Consider the following 17,652-nt stretch of genomic DNA (forward strand, 5'->3'; position numbering starts at 1 on the left):
GAGGAAGGGGTAGGGCTTGGCCAGCGACCTCAAGACGTTAAACGAACAGTTTGAAAAGTTCCTCAAAGACTTGGAGAAAGTAGAGAAGGATGTTAAAGAGTCCATAAAGAGCGCTGAGGAAGAGGCCGGAAGCGTGGTGGCGGAGGCCGCGAGGTTGGCAGGAGAGATGGAGGTCGAGTACAAGAAAAAGTTGGACGAGCTCAAGGAGTCACTAAACAATCAGCTGGCGTCCGCGCTGCAGAGCTACAGAGAGGAAGCGGCTAGGAGGCTGCGGGATATGCTAAACGAACTGGAGGAGAAGTTCAAGTACAACAAGGAGAAGGCGGTCGAAGCGATCTTGAGCGCATTGTTCGGGTGAGCGACTTGCCGGCAGAGCTGATCTCTCCCGCCGCCATCGTTTACATGTACAGGGGACAAGTGCTCGATAAAGAGAAAGAACTCGGCCTCTTAGCCGCTTCCTCTCCGGAAGAGGTGCGGAACGCGCTCCGGGGAACGTGGCTAGAGGGGGTGGCGATAGAGAAAGTCGTGCCGGAAGAGCTTGAGAAGCTCGCGTACCAGAGGTACTACGAAATACTAATGAAGCTCAGAAGCTATGTGCCCTCCTACAACTTGAAACTCATGATAGACAACTTGGTCGACTGGCTCAGAGCGAGAGACGTGATGTTGGTGGTTAGGTCAGTCGTCTCAGGGAAGGACTTGAAAGAGGTGGAGAACTTCCTCCTCTTCAAGGAGGACCCGGTAGTGGCAACCACACTCTTGACGATAAAGGAGAGGGGTTTGGAGGGTTTGAGCCAAGCATTGAAGGGCTTTAAGATGGCGACCTACGTAGAGCAAGCTGTGGAGATGTATCGCAACTACAAGGACTTGTCTGCCTTCGTGCTTGCTATGGATGTCATGCTGTTGAAGTCAATGTATAACGTGATAAGCAGGATAGGGAAGAGTATGAACGTGGGCACGAGTAAAATAGAGATAAGCAAACTCCTCTGTCCAGAAATAGATGCTCTGGCCATCATCCTCGTCGGGAGAGCAATCCTAAAGGGTCTGAGGCTACCCGTAGAGCCGCCGGCGTGCGACCGGGATGCGGTTAAGGCGTTAGCCCAATCTAAGCCGGACGAGGTCGTGCCGCTGCTCAGGAGGACCCCTTACGGCGAGAGCGTTCCGGAGGACCCGTACGAGGCTCTGGCCAAGGTTAGGGTTAACGCTATGAGGTTGCAGCGCAAGAGGGCATTGGCGGCCTTCTCCGGTTACCCGTTCAGAGTGGCCGTCCTGTTGGCGCTGTTGCTGTTGCTGAGGCTCGATGCGAGGGACGTAGCAACTATAATGACTGGTAAAAAGTTGGGTATGGAACCATCTAAAATAGCAGAGGACTTGAGTTACGAACTCCTATAACGTTAAGCTTTCTCGCTGGTAGTCTTTATCTTGTCCATGTAAGCGGCAATGGGCTTTCCTCCCTTAATCTCTATTACCACTGCAAAACCCGGCAACTCTTTGAGCTTCTCGGCTATGCTCTCCAGCACGGATATAGCGTTCTTAAGTTCGTTTATCTCGCTCATGGCTTTCGTGAGTAAGTTGTAAACCTTGAGAGGGTTGGGCTTTATGTAGAGCGGCACGCCCTCTATCGTTAACTTCAAGGTGGCTTCTCCCTCTTGTATGCTTATCCCCATTTTCTTGAGCACTTCGAGTTCTGCGACTTCTTCCTCGTAGTTCTTTATAAGCTTCTTGACCACTTGCTCCCTCTCTTCCAACTCTTCCTTCAATTTTTCTATGTACTCCTTGAGTTTCTCTGAGTCGTCGAAGGCGAGGATCTCGGCCATGCCTTCACACCCTTCCCTTATTTTCTATTCTCCTTTCCCCCCTAAGTACTTTTCTCCTAAGACAATAAGGGTTAAGGTGTCCACTACTTGCTCCTTGTCCCTTAACAGAGGGATGAGCAAGTCCTTTACCTCCTCTTGAGGACCCGTGAGGGTTGTGAGCACCAAGTCGTAGGGACCGGCAACGTACTCTATGCTCACTACGTTACTCTTTAGGGAAGAAACCTTTTCTGCGATCTCCTTCTCGAAGCCCGGCTTTGTCTTTATTAGTATATAACTCTTCATGGTGAACTCCGCTCTCTCGGTGGCAGCTATGGCTATGTCTCTCGTGAAAGCGTAGTTGTTATCGTTCATCACAAACCTTATCTTGTTCAGCTTCATGAGTATAGAGGCGTTTCTCAAGTTCATCTCGGGAGGAACGTATATTACTCTCTCTGCCTTTTCACTCGGCCTTGTGGAATCCAGCAGCGCCTTTATGATGCTCCTTTCGGATATTAGCCTGCCGCCCGCAAGCGCCCCGTCTACCTTCTTGGTAGCGAAGTGTTTGGCCGCACTCAACACGCTGTCCTCTATTTCCTCTGCTGGCCTCATGGCGTCGTCAATTCGACCCGCCAGCGGATGGAGGACCTTGGGTATTGCTTCGTAAACAACGTCGGTGGAGCTTATGACGCCTATTACCTTCCCCTTGTCGTCGGTCACCGGCATTCTCCTAACCTTGTAAGCCCCGAACAGCTGTAAGACCAGCCTTATCGGGACATCTTCGTGCACTACGACTGTAGTCCTTTTCATCAGCTCCTTAACGGGCACTTGAGCTATGTCCCTTCCCTCCGCTATTGCTCTAATCACATCCCTCTCTGTCATTATTCCGCCTAGCGCGCCGTCTTCCGAGAGGATTAAGACGGCCCCGTACTCGTGCTCAACCATCTTCTTTGCAGCTTCTATGACCGGCTCCTCTGGGTCCGAAACCGGAAAGTCCCTCCTCATAATATCCTTGGCCTTAAGCGATGTCATGACTCTCTAATGACGGGTGAGCGACCAATAGATTAAAGGTTTGCGCGGGAGCGAGGGCGGACGCGACGTCATGTACTTCGTTTACTTGGTAGGGACTGCGGGCTCCGGGAAGACGAGCATGACGAAGACCTTTGGCGACTGGATAGAGGACCACGAGATGAGCGTATGTAAGGTCAACTTAGACCCAGCGGTGGAAGTCCTCCCCTATGCCCCGGACGTGGACGTGAGAGAGTACGTCAACTACAAAGAACTCCTAAAAGAGGGCTTGGGGCCCAACGGGGCCTTGATAAAGTCCGTGGACTTAATGCTTCTCTACGCGGACCAGCTGAGGGCCAGCATAGAGGAGACTGAGAGCAATTACGTAATAGTCGACACGCCCGGTCAGCTGGAGTTGTTCGCGTATAGGAAGAGCACGCTGGAACTTTTCAAGAAGATTACTTCAAAAGACAAAGCAGTTTTGATTTACCTAATAGACCCCTCCCTATTCATAAGCGAGGGCTCCGTGGACCCCTACTCATTCACTTCGGCCTTACTTTTAGGCCTGAGCGTAACAGCGAGGATGAAAGTCCCGCTGGTTCACGTCATAAGTAAGTCTGACTTGTTGAGCGAGGAGTTTGTAAACGTAATAGATTCTTGGTTAGAGGACTTGGGATCCTTGGCAATGAGCTTGGAAGAGGGACATCCGGCCATCACGAGGATAGTCGAGGCCTTGGAGGAGTTCGGCGTGGGTGAGGTGTTGCTAGCTTCTTCTCTAACTGAAGAAGGGCTTGACAATATATACGCCGCCGTGCAACGCGCCCTAGCGGGAGGAGAGGACTACGCAACCGAAGAACCTTCCGCGAGGTTGTGAGCCATGAGGTCCAACGTCCTCGAAGCTAAATTAGACGCGATAAATGCCGAAATAGAGAGTTTGAGGAAGGAGAGGTCTGACCTAGTCTCCAAGATAAAGGAAATGAGGGCCCAGAGGAGGGCACTCATAGAGAAGAAGAGGGCCGAAGTTGAGAGACTGAAAGAGCTGAGGGCGGAACGGGCGAAGCTGGTAGAGGAGCTGAGGCAGCTCAAGGAGTCTCGCAGAGAGGCCAAGCGACAACTGAACGAAGTCTTGGAAGAATTGAAGAAGCTGAGGTCGATCGTCGAGCAAGGCAAGAAGGGCCCCTCCCCCAACTCCTTGAGGAGGCGTATACAGCAGCTGGAGTGGAAGCTTCAGACAAACGTGTTAACTAGGGAGGAAGAGGAGGAGATAGTTAGAGAAATAGCCAGGCTAGAGGAGGCATTGGAGAGACTCACTAAGATAGAGGATGCCAAAAAACGGCTAATAGAGCTCCGAGCGGAGCTCGCCAAGCTTAAGCTCCTAATTAAGAGTTATAACGAGAACATAAGCGAAATTTCAAACAAAATCAGAGACGTTGACGACAGGATAAACAATGTGAAAGAAGAGGTAGATAGACTAAACGGAAAGATAGATGAGCTAAAGGCGAAAATAGATGAGTACTCCAAGAGAGTTGAGGAAATAGACCTCAAGCTCTCCCAGCTTAGGGAGGAGAAGAGGAAGGTCGTAGAGGAACTAAAGAGAGGGGAAGCAATTGTGACGAAGAGCAAGGGAGAGGCGCTGCTGAGCGCGCTCGCCAAGAGAGCTAAGGAAAAAATGGAGCGGGGCGAGCCGCTGACGTTTGAAGAGCTGCAAGCTCTAATGATGGTGGAGGGCAATGGTCAAGAAGATATTAGTAGTAACGGTTGACGTCGACGACGACCTCGGAAAGGTGGGGATAAGCACGCCTATCATAGGCAAGGATGATCTATTGAATGCTGCGGTCGAGTTCGGACTTAAGAGGCCTGAGGACGCCGACCTCAACGCAATGTTCGCCACACTTTCTATAGCTAACATGTTGGACTCAAAGGACGTGGAGACAGAAGCGGCAGCCATAGCGGGCTCCGAGCACGGGGGAGTGGAAGCCCACATGAGGGTCAGGAGCCAGCTCGCGGCGGTCTTGTCCCAGTACCCCGCGGAGGGAATAGTGCTGGTGATAGACAGCCCCGAGGACGAGCGCATAATACCAGTCATCCAAGACTTGGCCCCTATAATCTCTGTTAAGAAAGTTGTAATAGAACAATCCAGGAGTTTGGAACAGACGTACGTACTCCTAAGTAAGATAATAAAAAAAGTAACTGAGGAGAGACGCTTCGCAAAGTACTTCTTGGGAGTTCCTGGAATATTGTTGCTCACCTTGAGTTTCTTAACGCTCACCGGCCTCATAACTTACAGTTTACCAGTCCTAGGGCTGTTGTTGGGTACGTTTATGGTTGTGAAGGGTTACGGGCTGGACGAGGCCGTCTCGAGGTGGTGGAGGACGAAACCCGTGACGCTCGCTACCCTAACCATATCTACCGTGTCATTTATGATAGCAACCTTAGTAACGTACCTAACAATTATTCAGTACAATAAGATAGACATAAGGGTGCTAGGTGAGGTAAGCGTAAACGCCGCGCCTTTCATAGCTTTGGGGACTTCAACGTTCATTTTCTCTAGAATGATAGATAAGTTAAGGAACAAGGACTTGACCGTTTGGAGGGAGGCAACTGAAATAACTGTGTTGGCAGCTGCCACAATGACTGTGGCGAAAATAGGCAGCGCGCTCTCTTCCTTGCCCCAAGGGGCCAATTACTCCCAAGCTTTGGAGAAGCTATTGGGCGGCGACGTGCTGCAGACGATAATTTACGCAGCTTTGGCGGTATTGGGCGTCTCAGGAAGCTTGGCTATGATGGAGAGACTCATTCAAGAGAGGGAGGAGGAACGGCGGAGGAGCCGCGGGACGGCTTAACCCTCCTATAAGTAGCCTTGACCCCGCACTCTTCCCAAGCGGCCTTTGCTTCCTCCGCACCGCCTCCTACCAACAACAAGCTGGGACCCGCTCCGGAGATGGTCACTCCCTTTGCCCCTCCTCCTTTGGCCGCCCTCACGACCTTTTCAAAACATGGGATCAACTTCGCTCGGGCGGGCGTCACCACGGGGTCCATCTCGATGGCGCGCGCTAAGAGCTCTTCGTCCCCGGAAGTCAAAGCCTTAATTACCGCGGCTGTGCCCCCAGCCATCTTGACCGCGTCCCTCAGCTTGACGGACTCCGGGAGGACTGACCTCGCGGCGCCGGTCTTTCCCTCCGGGACCTCGTGCCACGGGGTTACAACGTAGAGTTCCACTTCCACGACCTCGAACTTGAGTACCTTGAACGGGTCATAGGTCACAGCCACCAGCCCTCCCAAGTAAGAGGCCGCCACGTTGTCCGCGTGGGCCGCCCCGGAGACCAGCCTCTCCCCCTCCGCCGCGCTCTTGACGGCGTCCTCCGGACTCAAGGACTTACCCAAAAGCAGCTCTACAGCTTTGACAGCGGCGGCCGCGCTGGCGCCGGAGGAGCCCAGCCCCCTCCCCGGCGGGACGCCCTTGTGAACCCATATCTCGACCCCTACTCCTCCGAGCCTCTTGAGCGCCTCCCTGGCGGCGGCCACGGCGCTGTTCTTGTCGAACGGCACCTCCCAGTCGCCAGTTACCTTCACCACCTTGGTCTCGTCAGATGGTCTCACGCACACCACGTCGAAGTACGCGTCGTGAGCTAAGGCCAACACGTCGTAGCCCGGGCCCAAGTTAGCGGAGCTCGAGGGGGCTCTGGCACAAACCCACAAGCGTCGCACCGCCCCGCCCTGGAGGGCCCTTGCATATAACTTGCTAGGGGACGACAACACCCTACGGGACGTCGCAGTGAAAGCTTTGCTCATAATAGACATGCTGAATGATTTCGTCAACCCCAAGGGTAAGCTGTACGTCCCCAAGTCCGAGACTATAATAGAGAACGTAAAGAGGCTCAAGGAGGCGTTCAAGGATGCCGGGCTACCGGTTATCTACACGAACGACGCGCACTTGCCGAAAGTGGATAAGGAGCTCGAGCTCTGGGGCCCTCACGCCGTAGCCAACACTTGGGGAGCGCGGGTGGTAGAGGACGTCGCGCCGGAAGAGGGGGACTACGTGATAACTAAAAGGAGGTACTCCGCCTTCTTCTCCACAGATTTGGACTTGCTGTTGAGGGAACTGGGGGTAGACGAGGTAGTTCTGACCGGCGTGGCAACAAACGTCTGCGTCTTGCACACGGCAGCCGATGCCTTCTTCAGGGGTTACAAGATAACCGTGGTGGGGGACGCCACGATGTCAGTTCCTCCCGAAGACCAGCAGAAATGGCTAGAGTACATGAAGACAGTATACGGAGCCGAGGTGGTCGACACTTCCCGGCTCGTCGCGACGCTCACCCGCCCTTGAGCTTGGCCGCCTTTTCCAAGACTTTCAACCACAATAACATTTCTTCGGCTTCTTCCTTCCCTCCGGTATACGCCCTGGAGGTCAGCTTGCTTAGCTTCTCTAGGGCAACTTCAGTGACTTCTTTCAACACTTCGTCTGTTCCCTTCTTGCTCTTCTTCTCTACTGTGCTCTTGATTTTGCGTATCTCTCCGTGGACGGGACAGACTATAGTACCATCCTTGAGCTTGTAGAGCGGGGAGCCGCATATGGGGCAAGTCTCCGGGAGCATGGTAGCTCCTTCCTTCAAGAGTTGGGCGGCCTTCTTCACGGGGTCTGACATTCTCCGAACCCCCCGTGCTCACGCACCGGAAGCATTAAGTTAAAGCCATTCGATTGAGACAACGTCCGGAGGGCAGTGATGCTGCTGTTCGGACGGAAGAAGAAGAGTGAGGTCCTCGAACCTCCGCCCAACAGCATTGGAATCGTAGGCTTCAAGGGAGGTGTAGGCAAGACCACTATAGCAGTGGAGCTCAGCTTCTTGCTCGCCAGGAGGGGGATGACGCCCTCTCTAATTGATTGGGACCCTTACAACGCTAGGGCGAGCTTGAAGATACTGGGTAAGGGTTGGGAAACCGAGTGTGGCGCTTGGAACTACGTTGCTGCGGAGTGCGACGAAAAGGCCAATTTGAGTTTGAAAGTCAAGGTCAGGAGGGAAGAAGGAGGCAAGCCTTTGGAGTTGTTCCTAACTCCCCCCACCAAGAGGTACGGCGAGGTGAGCGACCGAATAATAGAGGCCTTGGGCAACCCCAACTTCCCGGGGAGGGCTGAGAGGGCTAACACGCTGGCGAAAAAGGTTTCTATCATAGGAGATATCGTGTTCAACGACTTCCAAGTCCCTTCGTGGATGGGGTTACAAGCCTTCAAAGAGATTGTTAACGCCACTTCCAGGTGGCTAATAGTCGTGGTGGATCATATGCCTCAAAGCTTCCGCCAGACAGAACACTTGGCGAAAGCCCTGTTCCCTAATAAGATATTGGCTCTTATTGTAAACAGGGTGCCCTCCGCGTTACTCACCAACCAGAGGGACAGCAAGGAAATAATGATGAGAGCTAAGGAACTTCAAAGCAAAATAGGGGCGAAGGTAATAGTCATAGTCCCGTTCGACGCGGCCCTCTACGACCAGACCACCAGAGGAGGGCCAGTGTTGGTAGCGGCCTCTAAGGACCCCTCGAAAATAAGGAGCTTGAGGATACTTAACAGGTTACTAAACGTGATAATTGACGAAGCCACCAGCGGCAGCGTTTAAAGTGTAGGGCCGAAGCCCTCGCGGGGAATGGCTTGAACAAGAAAGTAATAATATTAATGCTGTTGTTCTTAGTTCCCTTTTGGTCTTTAACCTTCACGGACAGGGCGGGTTACAAAGTAGACGTCAGCCCTTACCCGCCCCGCAAGGTAGTCGCCTTAACCCCCGCCCTCAGCGAGACAGCCTGTCTGCTCAACTGCTCGAAGCTCGTGGGTACAGTGAAGCCCGTCACTTACCCCCCAGAGCTAGGCGAGTTGGTAAGGGAGGGCAAAGTGAAGGTGGTTGGCTACTTCTGGAGCCCTAACGTCGAAGCAATAGCCGCGCTCTCACCGGACTTGGTCCTCGCTGACGTGGGAAGCGACTTGAGGATGAAGGATCGACTCACAAGCGCCGGACTGAAGGTGTTCTTCGTCAAGGGCGGTGTCTGCGAGAGCGCCAAGTGCGTCGAGGAGGACATTTTGGCGGTTGGAAAAGTCTTAGGCGAGGCCGAGAAAGCCCGGAGGATTGCGGGTTGGATAGAGGGTAACCTCACGTTGGCCAAAAGGGCGGCCAACTCTTTGCCAACGGTTAAGTATTTGGCAATTTTCTACCCATATAAGTGGGGGGTGTACGCCGTCGGCGAGGACAACTTCATCAGTAATATCGCAGATTCGTTAAATGCCGTTAACTTGGTGAAGAACAAAGGATGGCCCAAGATGAGCGAGGAGAAGTTGGCTATCTTGAAGCCGGACGTGGTGTTGGTCCTTACCAGCGGCCGTCCCGACGTCGGCAATATTGTTAACTCTACCCTCAAGCTCGTCCCGGGAGCCAAGTGGGTGTGCGTGATATACGCGGAAGCGGCGGACGTCGTGGAGAGGCCCGGGCCCAGACTCAGCGAAGCCCCGTTAATACTATTGAACGCCCTCCACTTCCACCTCGTGGACTCCCGCGGGGTCTTCTGCTACTCTCGGCGCTAGCCACCTTGGCTTCCCTCCTCTACGGCCCGGCGGGCTTCACGTTGGAACCCCTAGTCCTAAAGATAAGGGTCCAAAGGATCTGGGCCGACGCCTTGGCCGCCTCCGGCCTATCCTCGGCGGCGGTCATGTTACAGTCCGCCTACTCCAACGACTTGATGGACCCCTACCTAATAGGTACCCTTTCGGGCGCGATGGCTGCGCTGGCGGCGTCGGTGTTGTTCTTAGGGCTTACGGCCTTGGCCGGGCCCCAGTCTTACCTAGCGGCCTTCTTCGGGGCCTTGGCCCCGGGAGCGCTCTCGGCCGTGGCCGCCCTCAAGCTGGGCCCCCGCCAGTCCCTTACCTTCGGAATAGCCTTGACTCTGTCGCTACAAGGCTTGGCCTCCTTGCTCTCTTACTTGGCCGCCGCCAAGAGCGGCTTGCCCCTCTTACCCATGCTCTTGGGGACCACTCAGTACGCCTCAGAAGAAGTCCTCAAAGCGGCGTCCGCGGTCGTGGTGGCGACTTGGGCGGGCTCTCTGCTGACTTACAAAGAGGTCAGCTTGTTGGAATACCCGGAAGGCTTCCCGAGGAGCTTCTCAGTAATAGAGGAAAGGGCGACATTAAAGGCGGTCTTAGTATCGGCCGCCTCTTCGGCGGCCGTGGTCTCTTGCTGCGGCGTCCTCCCCTTCTTGGGACTAATAGGAGGGATAGTGGGGAGGAGGCTCTCCCCTCCCGGGTCCGGCAAGACGTTGCTCACAGCCTTCGCTACCTCGTATCTAGTAATCGTAACTACGGACTTTTTCGCGAACTCCGTCGAGACCCCTTACGGCTACTTGCCTGTGGGGGCCTTCCTCTCGCTTATAGGAGGTTCCGTCCTGGCCGTGCTACTGGTGAGGTCCAGTGGGGCCTAGGAGAGGAATGGTAGACATAACCGAGAAGGACGTTGTATATAGAGAAGCGACGGCGGAGGGCGTAATAAGGTTGAGGAAGGAGACTCTAGACCGAATTTATCAAAACGCCGTCGAGAAGGGAAACGTGTTCGAGGTCAGCGGGGCAGTGGCGGTACAAGGGGCAAAGCTCACTCCCCAGCTGCTCCCGTATTGCCACCCCATAAGGCTCACGGACGTCAAAATCATGTTTGAGAGGATAGACGAAAACAGGTTAAAAGTAAGGGTAACTGTAAAGGCCGTCGAGAGGACCGGGGTGGAAATGGAAGCTCTCACGGCGGTCTCGTTGGCATTGCTTAACATATGGGACATGGTGAAGAAATATGAAAAGGACGAAAGGGGTCAATATCCCTATACGGAAATAGAGAGTATCAAGGTGGTGGAAAAATACAAGTCGTCAGCTTAGATCCCGGGCTATGATGCTTATCTACTCTCCCCCCGGAGCTAGCGTCGAAGGTGAGTCTTTGAAGGGGCTCGCAGCTTTGTTGGCACTCTCTGTAGCGCTCGCCCTCGCGCTGCCGGGAGCGAAGGCCGACGTAGAGGTCTACAAGAGTTACGTCAACGAGGCCACCGCCGTACAAGACGTATTGAACGGTAAGCTAGACATGTACTTCTGGTTCGTACCTTCACACATGATCCCCAAGATTGCTGTCAACCCCAACGTGAAGTATTACTTGGCCTCCGGGGGGTTGGACGACATACTGGTCAACCCGTGTCCGACACAAGAACACGGAGGCCCCTTCAACCCCTTCAGCATCAGAGAAGTGAGGTACGCCCTCAACTACTTAATCGACAGAGAGAAGGTGGTTAGTCAAGTCTTGAACGGTTACGGCTTCGCCATAATATCCCCGCTGACCCCCGTCAACCCGGACTACCTAACCGTCATAAAGACTCTCGCCCAGTTCAATTTCCAGTACGACTTTGAGAAGGCTAAGAAGATGATAGAAGACGCGCTGACCAAGGCTGGGGCCGTAATGAAGGACGGCGTGTGGTACTACGACGGCAAACCGATAGTGATAAAGTTCATGATAAGGAACGACGACCCCGTGAGGAAGCAGATAGGCGATATGTTGGCTGACGAGCTGGAGAAGCTCGGATTTAAGGTGGACAGGATATATGGGGACTTCAAGAAGGCGCTACAGCTAGTGTACATGAGCGACCCCGCCAAGGGCGAGTGGCACTTGTACACCGAAGGGTGGGGCAGCTCTTCAATGACCAAGTACTCCGACTCTACGGTCTACCAGATGTACGCCCCCTTCTTCGGTTACATGCCAGGCTGGCAGACGCCCGGCTTCTGTAACTACAATAACAAGGAAATAGATAAAATTGCCCTAGCGTTGGCCAACGGCAACTACGCCAACAAGGCTGAGAGAGACGAGCTGCTAAACAAGCTCGTCAAGCTGGGCATCGAAGAGTCCGTCAGGATATTTGTCGTGAGCCCGATAAACGCATACATAACCAACGCCAAGGTTAAGAACGTAGTTGACGACCTCTTAGCCGGCATACCTAACCGCTGGACCGAAATGATGGCTTACAAGCCCGGATCCCCAGAGTTAACCATTGGTGTCAAGTACGTCCACAAGTGGGCCTGGAACCCCGTAGGGGGCTATCAAGACCTCTACAGCGTCATAATACAACAAGGGATCGTGGACGGCTTCATGGCCAACAACCCCTACAACGGTGACAAGATACCTCTGCTCGCCACGTCTTGGAGCGTCAAGACCGGCAACATAGCTGTGCCCCCTGACGCTATCACCTACAACTACAAGGAGCACAAGTGGACCCACGTGAAGCCCGGGACCACGGCGAAGGCGATGGTAATTCTCAACTTGCGCGACGTGTTGGGCGCGTTCCACGACGGCCAGAAGGTGAGGCTAACTGACATGCTGTATTGGGTCTATTTGGTAATGGAGTGGGGTACCAAGTCCGGCGAAAACGACACCAAGTACGACCCGTACGTGGCCAGCGTGAACGCCCCGTGGATACAGAACTTCAAGGGTCTGCAAGTGGTAGGCCCTAACGCCATAGTAATATACACAGACATGATGCACTTCGACCCGGACGAGTTGGCCTACGAGGTAGCTTCGGTGCTCGCCCCCTCCACGCCGTGGGAGTTGCTATACGCAATGGAACAAGCGGTAGAAGATGGTAAGGTCGCCTTCAGCTCCACAGCTGCCCAGAGCAAGGGGGTCGACTGGCTGGACTTACTGAACCCAGAACACGTCAAGATCATTAGTGAATATTTGAAGAAGGACGCCTCCGAGAACGAAGTGCCGCCCCAAGTGAGCCAGCTGGGTCAGCTCTTAGGTATAAAGTCCAAGTCCAACTACAAAGCCATAATTAGGTTCATTGAAGAACACGGTCACGCCGTCATAGGCAACGGGCCCTTGTACCTAGACCGCTACTATCCCAACAGCGACTCGGCCGTGCTCAAGGCGTTCCGTAACCCCAACTACCCGTTCAGCGCCCGCGACTTCAAGTACCTAGCTTACGAGAACGTCAAGCTAGCCCAAGTGAACAAGGTAGAAGTCAGCCCAGTGACGGTGAGGGGCCAGGAACAAAAGGTGGAGGTGTACGTAGTTGATAAGGGCAAGGGCGAGCCCCTTGACAAGGCCATAGTGTTCGTAGCAATCTACAACCCCAAGGGCGAGCTCGTGAGCTCCGGCTTCGCAACATCCGAAGGCGACGGGAAGTTCGTCTACTCCTTCGCCGTGTCGGAGGAGGCAGAGCTCGGCAGCTATACAGTTAGAGTCATAGCCTATAGCGACGAGGCCTTCTGGCCCTCCATAGCTACCGCTACTTTCCTGGTCGTCGGCTAAAACCCCCTTTTTTCCTCCCGCAGAGGGTAAGGCCCTTGGAAAGGGCGATTTACGTAGGCGACGTCTTCCTCCTACACAAGACCCCTCCCGGGCACCCGGAGAGCCCAGGGAGAGTGAAGGCTATCCTAGATTTGATGAAAAGGACCAAACTCCCCAACTACGTAGAAGTGAGAAGCCCGGTTCCCATAGATGAGAAGGAACTAGAAGTAATTCACGATAAAGATTACATCGAATACGTGAAGAGAGTAATCGAGTCCGGAGGGGGCTACCTGGACCCCGATACCTACGCGGGACCCACCTCTTGGGAGCCCGCCCTCTATGCGGCCGGCACAGTAGCTTACGCCGCCCAGAGGGCAGCGGAGGGAGACCACTGGCTCGCCTTCGCGGCCGTCCGGCCGCCCGGCCACCACGCCCGGAGGTCGGAGGGTAGGGGGTTCTGCATCTTCAACAACGTTGCTTTGGCGGCGGAAGTCTTGAGGAGGAAGGGGATGAGGGTCGCGGTGGTCGACATAGACGTCCACTGGGGAGACGGCACTGCCTACATATTCTACAACACCGACGAAGTCCTCTACATCAGTACCCACCAAGACCCGAGGACGCTCTACCCATTCGAGGGCTTTCCTAACCAGAAGGGATCTGGAAAGGGGGAGGGTTACACGGTCAACGTTCCCCTTCCGCCGGGGACGGGGGACAAGGGCTTCTTGTACGCCCTCCACGAGGTGGTACTGCCAGTGCTCGAGGCCTACTTGCCCCAAGCGCTGTTGGTCTCGGCCGGCTGGGACACCCACTGGCTGGACCCGCTGGCGTCGCTCGAAGTAACGGTGGACGGCCACTGGGAGGCAGTCAGCTCCCTCGCGAGCTTCGCGGAGAGCCTGGGGATCCCTATAGTCATAGCTCTGGAAGGCGGCTACGTGAACTGGGTAGTAGCGAAGAGCACTTTGAACTCCCTCGGGGCCTCTAGGGAGAAGTTCTTTAGCGACGAGAAGAGGGTCGCGGACTATGCCACAGAAGATGTAGAGTTCTATCTGGAAGAGGTTAAGAGGGAGCTGAGGGGTTATTGGCCACTTTAACTGGTGCCGGGGGTGGGATTTGAACCCACGCAGGCCTACGCCAGCGGGTCTTAAGCCCGCCCCCTTTTCCTGGCTCGGGCACCCCGGCTCCGTCCCCGAGGAGACCGGAGCCCTTTTATTAATCAACCCCCACGGCGAGGACGGGGACCTCGAAGTGCAAGACCTAGGGCGTAATGCTTTGGAAGTGCTGGCCGAGATAGGAACCTACGTCCCTGCCGTTCCCCGACCTAAAAGGAAGATAAACCTCTACAAGAGGCTCATCTGGACTGCACTCGCGCTCGTCGCTTACCTAATGATGAGTAACATACCCTTGCCTGGCGTGAGCGTGCAGACCAGCTTCAACTTGCTCTTGATGAACATAGTGTTCGCAGCTAATGCCGGCACGTTGATGCAGCTGGGCATAGGCCCTATCGTAACCGCGGGCTTGGTCTTACAGCTGTTGGTGGGTGCAAAGATAATTGATTTGGATTTGACTGATCCGGAAGATAAGAAGTTATTCACTTTGGCGCAGAAGGGCTTTGCAGTAGTATTGGCGCTGTTCGAAGCAATCGGCTTAGTACTCTCCGGGAGCCTCTGGACCAGCATAGGCCCCAACGGGGTGGTACTCTACAACCCTCCTCCGGCGCCAGTAATGCTCCTCGACATGTTCCTTTTAGCCAGCGCCACTATACTGATAATAATCATGGACGAGATGATTCAGAAGGGCTACGGCCTCGGCAGCGGGATAAGCTTGTTCATAGCGGCGAGCGTGGTCAGCGGGATCGCTTGGGAGTTCGCGGGCTGGTTCAGCCAAGCCGGACAGCTCATTTGGGCAGGATTGGTCCCGGCAGCAGTCAACTGCGGACCCTCCTCCGTAATACTGGGCAACCCCCTCGGCGCCCCCAAGGTCCCGGGAATCCAAGCGGTCTGCGACGGCCGGAGGGTGCCTGTGGGGGCGATGCCGGACCTGGTAGGCTTCTTAGCCACTATAGTCATAATAGCTACAATAGCTTACTTGAGCTCAGTGAAGATCCAAGTCCCGCTCGTTGTGAAGGAAATGAGAGGGATGAGGATAAAGATACCCCTTAACTTGCTGTACGTCACCAACATACCGGTCTTGCTAGCAGCCATAATATTCGCTAATATACAAACCTTGGCTTCCCATGCCCCCGGGAGCCCGCTCTCGGCCATAGCTTACTACTTGACCCCGCCTAGGGGCCTCTTGGCCTTCCTCCACTACCCCTTGAGGATGCTCACTTACGGGGTGGCCCTAACCATCCTCTCCGTGGCCTTCGGCTACTTGTGGGTCGAACTCGCCGGTTTGGACCCGAAGAGCCAAGCTAGGAACTTGATAGAGTCCGGGCTCCACGTGCCCGGGGCGAGGAGCGACCCCAGACACTTGGAGAAGATACTTGCTAAGTACATATACCCGTTAACCATACTATCCAGCATAATTGTGGCCTTGTTGGTCATACTGGCCGACGTGTTCGGGGCCTACGGAACCGGGACGGGACTGTTGTTGGCAACAATGATCTTACAACAGTACTACACGATGCTGACGTACGAGAGGGCGATAGAGACATATCCCCTACTCAGAAAGGTCCTCGGAGAGTGAAGGATATGATGAAGGTCGTCATCGCTACTGGAGTTCCGGGCGTAGGCAAGACGACAGTCACTGGAAAAGCTGTGGAAATCCTAAAGGAGAGGGGATACAAGGTCAAGGTGGCCAACTTTGGAGATTACATGCTCAAGGTAGCCAAGGAGAGGGGGTGGGTACAACACAGAGACGAGATGAGGAAGCTGAACTTGAGCCAGCAGAGGGAGCTCCAAGCCCTGGCTGCCAAGGCCATCGTAGACGAAGCGACGGCCGAGCTGGGCGACGAGGGGGTACTAATAGTGGACACGCACGCTGCCATAAACACGCCTACCGGCGTCTGGCCGGGCCTCCCCAAGCACGTCATTGAGAACTTGAACCCGGCGATAATATTCGTAATAGAGGCCAGTCCGGAGGAGATAGTGGAGAGGCAGAAAGGGGACAAGGGCAGGGTGAGGAGCGACTACTCTGACGTCAATTTCTTGAAGAGGTTCATGGAACTTGCCAGGAACGCCGCTATAGCATCCGCGGTGCTGGTGGGGGCTGCGGTAAACATAATTTACAACCGCCAAGGGGCCGTCGATGAGGCCGCCGCGAAGTTCGCGGAGGCCGTCGAGAAGATATAAGGAGCTAAAAGGGCGGCGAGGGGGGTCAAGTACATGGTAAGGCCCGCGTACCGCTCTCGGAGCCGGAGAAGGGTCTATAGGAGGACCCCTGGAGGTAGGACGGTAGTCCACTTCGAAAAGAGGAAGCCGAAGGCGGCGAGGTGCGCCGTCTGCGGGAAACCCCTCGGAGGGGTTCCCAGGGGGAGGCCAGTGGAGATAAGGAAGCTCTCCAAGACGGAGAAGAGGCCCGAGAGGCCCTACGGCGGCTATATCTGTCATTCATGTCTTATGAAGTTTTACAAATATGCAGTTAGCAAGATGGTTCAGTAATTTTTGGGTTGATGAGGAGGGGTCGGCATCTCCGATCGATGAGGTCTTAGGATCACCGGCGCCGAAGCTTGTGCCCCGCCGGTAACTCCCCGCCTCACCGAAAGGGGAACCCCCGCTCGGCGGGGCTGACCCGCGGCGGGGCCGAGCTAATAGCTCTCCCAGAGGGGATATCAAGGGAACGCCTTGCCCAAGCAGATACCTTGGCACGAGCTCACAGAGGAAGAAAAGTTGGCAGTAGAGTATTTTATTACTTTTAAATCAGTAGGCGAGATAATAGCCCTCCAAGAACTCCGGAGGAAGGGGATAAAGAGGCCCACGCTCGTGTTGGACAGTTTGGTAAAGAAAGGTATAATAAGGCACGGAGAGGGCTGCTATTCCCTAGCTAAAGAGTATAGAATCTAAGGGATTTAAGCTTATTAGGTTCTAGAATAATGGAACGTAGGGAATCATACCTTGGAAGCCAGGAGAGGGCTCACTGCCCCGTTGTTGTTAGGCTTGGTCTTGCTGGCGCTCGCGCTCCTCTCCTACTTCTACTTCTTCGCCTCTCATCAAATGAGCGTAGAAGAGAAAGCGAAAGTTTACAAGGCTTTGGAGGTTCAGCTGAGGCCCATAAAGACCAAAGTCTGTGTGAACGAGAGCGCAATATACGAGTTAACCGCCGTGAATCCGGTGTTCAACCCGAGGGTTTACGCTCAGATAACCCTAATGGTGCCCCCCGGCATGGTGGTGTACGCGGGCCAAGGGGTTAAGGGGGGCTCCGGCTTGGCGACCACCAACGTCGTGATAGAGCCCGGGGAAGCTAAGACCATAAGGGTCAGGATAATCGCGTTGGAGCCGGGACAGAAGATACTAAGCGGCACCCTCTATTACTGGTTCGAAGGCGAAGATAAGAAGGACGCAAGGGCAATAAACTTGGACTTCCCGGTTTCCGTGTTGAGGTGTAGGTGATTTTTGAAAAACGGTTTT

The 17,652-nt window shown here is 54.6% G+C and carries 21 protein-coding genes and 1 tRNA gene; 17 read left to right on the forward strand and 5 right to left on the reverse strand.

Translation table 11 applies throughout. From position 1 onward, the window contains the following. Positions 1-16 precede the first annotated feature (16 nt). Positions 17-358: a hypothetical protein gene (locus AC1HCZ_RS04910; protein WP_479462435.1), complete on the forward strand. Its 342-nt coding sequence runs from the start codon at positions 17-19 to the stop codon at positions 356-358. Between the two features lie 5 nt (positions 359-363). Next, positions 364-1,389, forward strand: coding sequence for a V0D/AC39 family V-type ATPase subunit (locus tag AC1HCZ_RS04915; RefSeq protein WP_479462436.1), 1,026 nt, complete (start codon positions 364-366; stop codon positions 1,387-1,389). Positions 1,390-1,391: 2 nt separating this feature from the next. On the opposite strand, the gene AC1HCZ_RS04920 is transcribed toward AC1HCZ_RS04915, so the two are convergent. Both AC1HCZ_RS04920 and AC1HCZ_RS04925 read right to left on the reverse strand, forming a co-directional pair. Next, positions 1,392-1,814 (reverse strand): hypothetical protein, encoded by a 423-nt coding sequence (locus AC1HCZ_RS04920; RefSeq protein WP_479462437.1) that lies wholly within the window; start codon positions 1,812-1,814, stop codon positions 1,392-1,394. 24 nt (positions 1,815-1,838) lie between these two features. After that, positions 1,839-2,822: a CBS domain-containing protein gene (locus AC1HCZ_RS04925; RefSeq protein WP_479462438.1), complete on the reverse strand. Its 984-nt coding sequence runs from the start codon at positions 2,820-2,822 to the stop codon at positions 1,839-1,841. Between the two features lie 70 nt (positions 2,823-2,892). Between AC1HCZ_RS04925 and AC1HCZ_RS04930 the strand changes: the two genes are divergently transcribed. Genes AC1HCZ_RS04930 through AC1HCZ_RS04940 form a run of 3 tightly spaced genes read left to right on the forward strand, consistent with a single transcriptional unit; the run spans position 2,893 to position 5,641 of the window. After that, complete coding sequence (locus tag AC1HCZ_RS04930) at positions 2,893-3,672, forward strand: ATP/GTP-binding protein (protein WP_479462439.1); 780 nt, start codon at positions 2,893-2,895, stop codon at positions 3,670-3,672. A gap of 3 nt (positions 3,673-3,675) precedes the next feature. Beyond that, positions 3,676-4,560, forward strand: coding sequence for a coiled-coil protein (locus AC1HCZ_RS04935; RefSeq protein ID WP_479462440.1), 885 nt, complete (start codon positions 3,676-3,678; stop codon positions 4,558-4,560). Continuing rightward, positions 4,529-5,641: a DUF373 family protein gene (locus AC1HCZ_RS04940; RefSeq protein WP_479462441.1), complete on the forward strand. Its 1,113-nt coding sequence runs from the start codon at positions 4,529-4,531 to the stop codon at positions 5,639-5,641. The genes AC1HCZ_RS04935 and AC1HCZ_RS04940 overlap by 32 nt, the downstream gene beginning before the upstream one ends. On the opposite strand, the gene AC1HCZ_RS04945 is transcribed toward AC1HCZ_RS04940, so the two are convergent. Next, complete coding sequence (locus AC1HCZ_RS04945; RefSeq protein WP_479462442.1) at positions 5,592-6,497, reverse strand: homoserine kinase; 906 nt, start codon at positions 6,495-6,497, stop codon at positions 5,592-5,594. The two genes, AC1HCZ_RS04940 and AC1HCZ_RS04945, sit on opposite strands and share 50 nt — an antisense overlap. Positions 6,498-6,573: 76 nt before the next feature. Here AC1HCZ_RS04945 and AC1HCZ_RS04950 point away from each other — a divergent pair, with 76 nt between their 5' ends. Beyond that, on the forward strand, positions 6,574-7,125 hold the full coding sequence (locus AC1HCZ_RS04950) for a cysteine hydrolase family protein (RefSeq protein ID WP_479462443.1): 552 nt from the start codon (positions 6,574-6,576) through the stop codon (positions 7,123-7,125). On the opposite strand, the gene AC1HCZ_RS04955 is transcribed toward AC1HCZ_RS04950, so the two are convergent. After that, entirely contained in the window at positions 7,112-7,444 is a 333-nt protein-coding gene (locus AC1HCZ_RS04955; protein ID WP_479462444.1) for an Sjogren's syndrome/scleroderma autoantigen 1 family protein, read from the reverse strand. The genes AC1HCZ_RS04950 and AC1HCZ_RS04955 overlap by 14 nt on opposite strands. Before the next feature lie 78 nt (positions 7,445-7,522). Here AC1HCZ_RS04955 and AC1HCZ_RS04960 point away from each other — a divergent pair, with 78 nt between their 5' ends. The 6 genes from AC1HCZ_RS04960 to AC1HCZ_RS04985 are packed head-to-tail and all read left to right on the forward strand — an operon-like array spanning position 7,523 to position 14,178. Further along, complete coding sequence (locus AC1HCZ_RS04960; protein WP_479462473.1) at positions 7,523-8,410, forward strand: nucleotide-binding protein; 888 nt, start codon at positions 7,523-7,525, stop codon at positions 8,408-8,410. 32 nt (positions 8,411-8,442) lie between these two features. Beyond that, positions 8,443-9,363, forward strand: coding sequence for a helical backbone metal receptor (locus AC1HCZ_RS04965; protein ID WP_479462445.1), 921 nt, complete (start codon positions 8,443-8,445; stop codon positions 9,361-9,363). A gap of 5 nt (positions 9,364-9,368) precedes the next feature. Beyond that, positions 9,369-10,253 carry an iron chelate uptake ABC transporter family permease subunit gene (locus tag AC1HCZ_RS04970; RefSeq protein WP_479462446.1) on the forward strand — a complete coding sequence of 295 codons (885 nt, stop codon included), beginning with the start codon at positions 9,369-9,371 and terminating at the stop codon, positions 10,251-10,253. Continuing rightward, positions 10,243-10,695 (forward strand): cyclic pyranopterin monophosphate synthase MoaC, encoded by a 453-nt coding sequence (moaC, locus tag AC1HCZ_RS04975; RefSeq protein ID WP_479462447.1) that lies wholly within the window; start codon positions 10,243-10,245, stop codon positions 10,693-10,695. Before AC1HCZ_RS04970 ends, moaC begins: the two co-directional genes overlap by 11 nt. A 58-nt stretch (positions 10,696-10,753) precedes the next feature. Further along, complete coding sequence (locus tag AC1HCZ_RS04980; protein ID WP_479462448.1) at positions 10,754-13,108, forward strand: ABC transporter substrate-binding protein; 2,355 nt, start codon at positions 10,754-10,756, stop codon at positions 13,106-13,108. 35 nt (positions 13,109-13,143) lie between these two features. Beyond that, a complete protein-coding gene (locus AC1HCZ_RS04985; protein WP_479462449.1) occupies positions 13,144-14,178 on the forward strand; it encodes a histone deacetylase family protein in 1,035 nt (344 codons plus the stop codon). Between the two features lies 1 nt (position 14,179). Here the strand turns inward: AC1HCZ_RS04985 and AC1HCZ_RS04990 are convergent. Then, a tRNA-Leu gene (locus AC1HCZ_RS04990) sits at positions 14,180-14,266 on the reverse strand. Positions 14,267-14,332: 66 nt separating this feature from the next. Between AC1HCZ_RS04990 and secY the strand changes: the two genes are divergently transcribed. The 5 genes from secY (at position 14,333) to AC1HCZ_RS05015 (ending at position 17,634) form a co-directional block, all read left to right on the forward strand. Beyond that, on the forward strand, positions 14,333-15,772 hold the full coding sequence (gene secY, locus AC1HCZ_RS04995) for a preprotein translocase subunit SecY (protein ID WP_479462450.1): 1,440 nt from the start codon (positions 14,333-14,335) through the stop codon (positions 15,770-15,772). Between the two features lie 8 nt (positions 15,773-15,780). Next, positions 15,781-16,377 carry an adenylate kinase gene (locus AC1HCZ_RS05000; protein ID WP_479462474.1) on the forward strand — a complete coding sequence of 199 codons (597 nt, stop codon included), beginning with the start codon at positions 15,781-15,783 and terminating at the stop codon, positions 16,375-16,377. 33 nt (positions 16,378-16,410) lie between these two features. Next, positions 16,411-16,686, forward strand: coding sequence for a 50S ribosomal protein L34e (locus AC1HCZ_RS05005; RefSeq protein WP_479462451.1), 276 nt, complete (start codon positions 16,411-16,413; stop codon positions 16,684-16,686). Positions 16,687-16,869: 183 nt separating this feature from the next. Beyond that, a complete protein-coding gene (locus tag AC1HCZ_RS05010; protein WP_479462452.1) occupies positions 16,870-17,088 on the forward strand; it encodes a PolB1-binding protein PBP2 family protein in 219 nt (72 codons plus the stop codon). Between the two features lie 51 nt (positions 17,089-17,139). Next, on the forward strand, positions 17,140-17,634 hold the full coding sequence (locus tag AC1HCZ_RS05015) for a hypothetical protein (RefSeq protein WP_479462453.1): 495 nt from the start codon (positions 17,140-17,142) through the stop codon (positions 17,632-17,634). Positions 17,635-17,652 lie beyond the last annotated feature (18 nt).

The organism is Ignicoccus sp., assembly GCF_056435145.1.

Bases quoted from the DNA above. Each gene is read 5' to 3' on its own strand.
- AC1HCZ_RS04940 (WP_479462441.1), top strand. From the start codon at position 4,529: ATGGTCAAGAAGATATTAGTAGTAACGGTTGACGTCGACGACGACCTC.
- AC1HCZ_RS04935 (WP_479462440.1), top strand. From the start codon at position 3,676: ATGAGGTCCAACGTCCTCGAAGCTAAATTAGACGCGATAAATGCCGAA.
- AC1HCZ_RS05000 (WP_479462474.1), top strand. From the start codon at position 15,781: ATGAAGGTCGTCATCGCTACTGGAGTTCCGGGCGTAGGCAAGACGACA.
- AC1HCZ_RS04925 (WP_479462438.1), bottom strand. From the start codon at position 2,822: ATGACATCGCTTAAGGCCAAGGATATTATGAGGAGGGACTTTCCGGTT.
- AC1HCZ_RS05005 (WP_479462451.1), top strand. From the start codon at position 16,411: ATGGTAAGGCCCGCGTACCGCTCTCGGAGCCGGAGAAGGGTCTATAGG.
- AC1HCZ_RS04930 (WP_479462439.1), top strand. From the start codon at position 2,893: ATGTACTTCGTTTACTTGGTAGGGACTGCGGGCTCCGGGAAGACGAGC.
- AC1HCZ_RS04920 (WP_479462437.1), bottom strand. From the start codon at position 1,814: ATGGCCGAGATCCTCGCCTTCGACGACTCAGAGAAACTCAAGGAGTAC.
- AC1HCZ_RS04955 (WP_479462444.1), bottom strand. From the start codon at position 7,444: ATGTCAGACCCCGTGAAGAAGGCCGCCCAACTCTTGAAGGAAGGAGCT.
- AC1HCZ_RS04960 (WP_479462473.1), top strand. From the start codon at position 7,523: ATGCTGCTGTTCGGACGGAAGAAGAAGAGTGAGGTCCTCGAACCTCCG.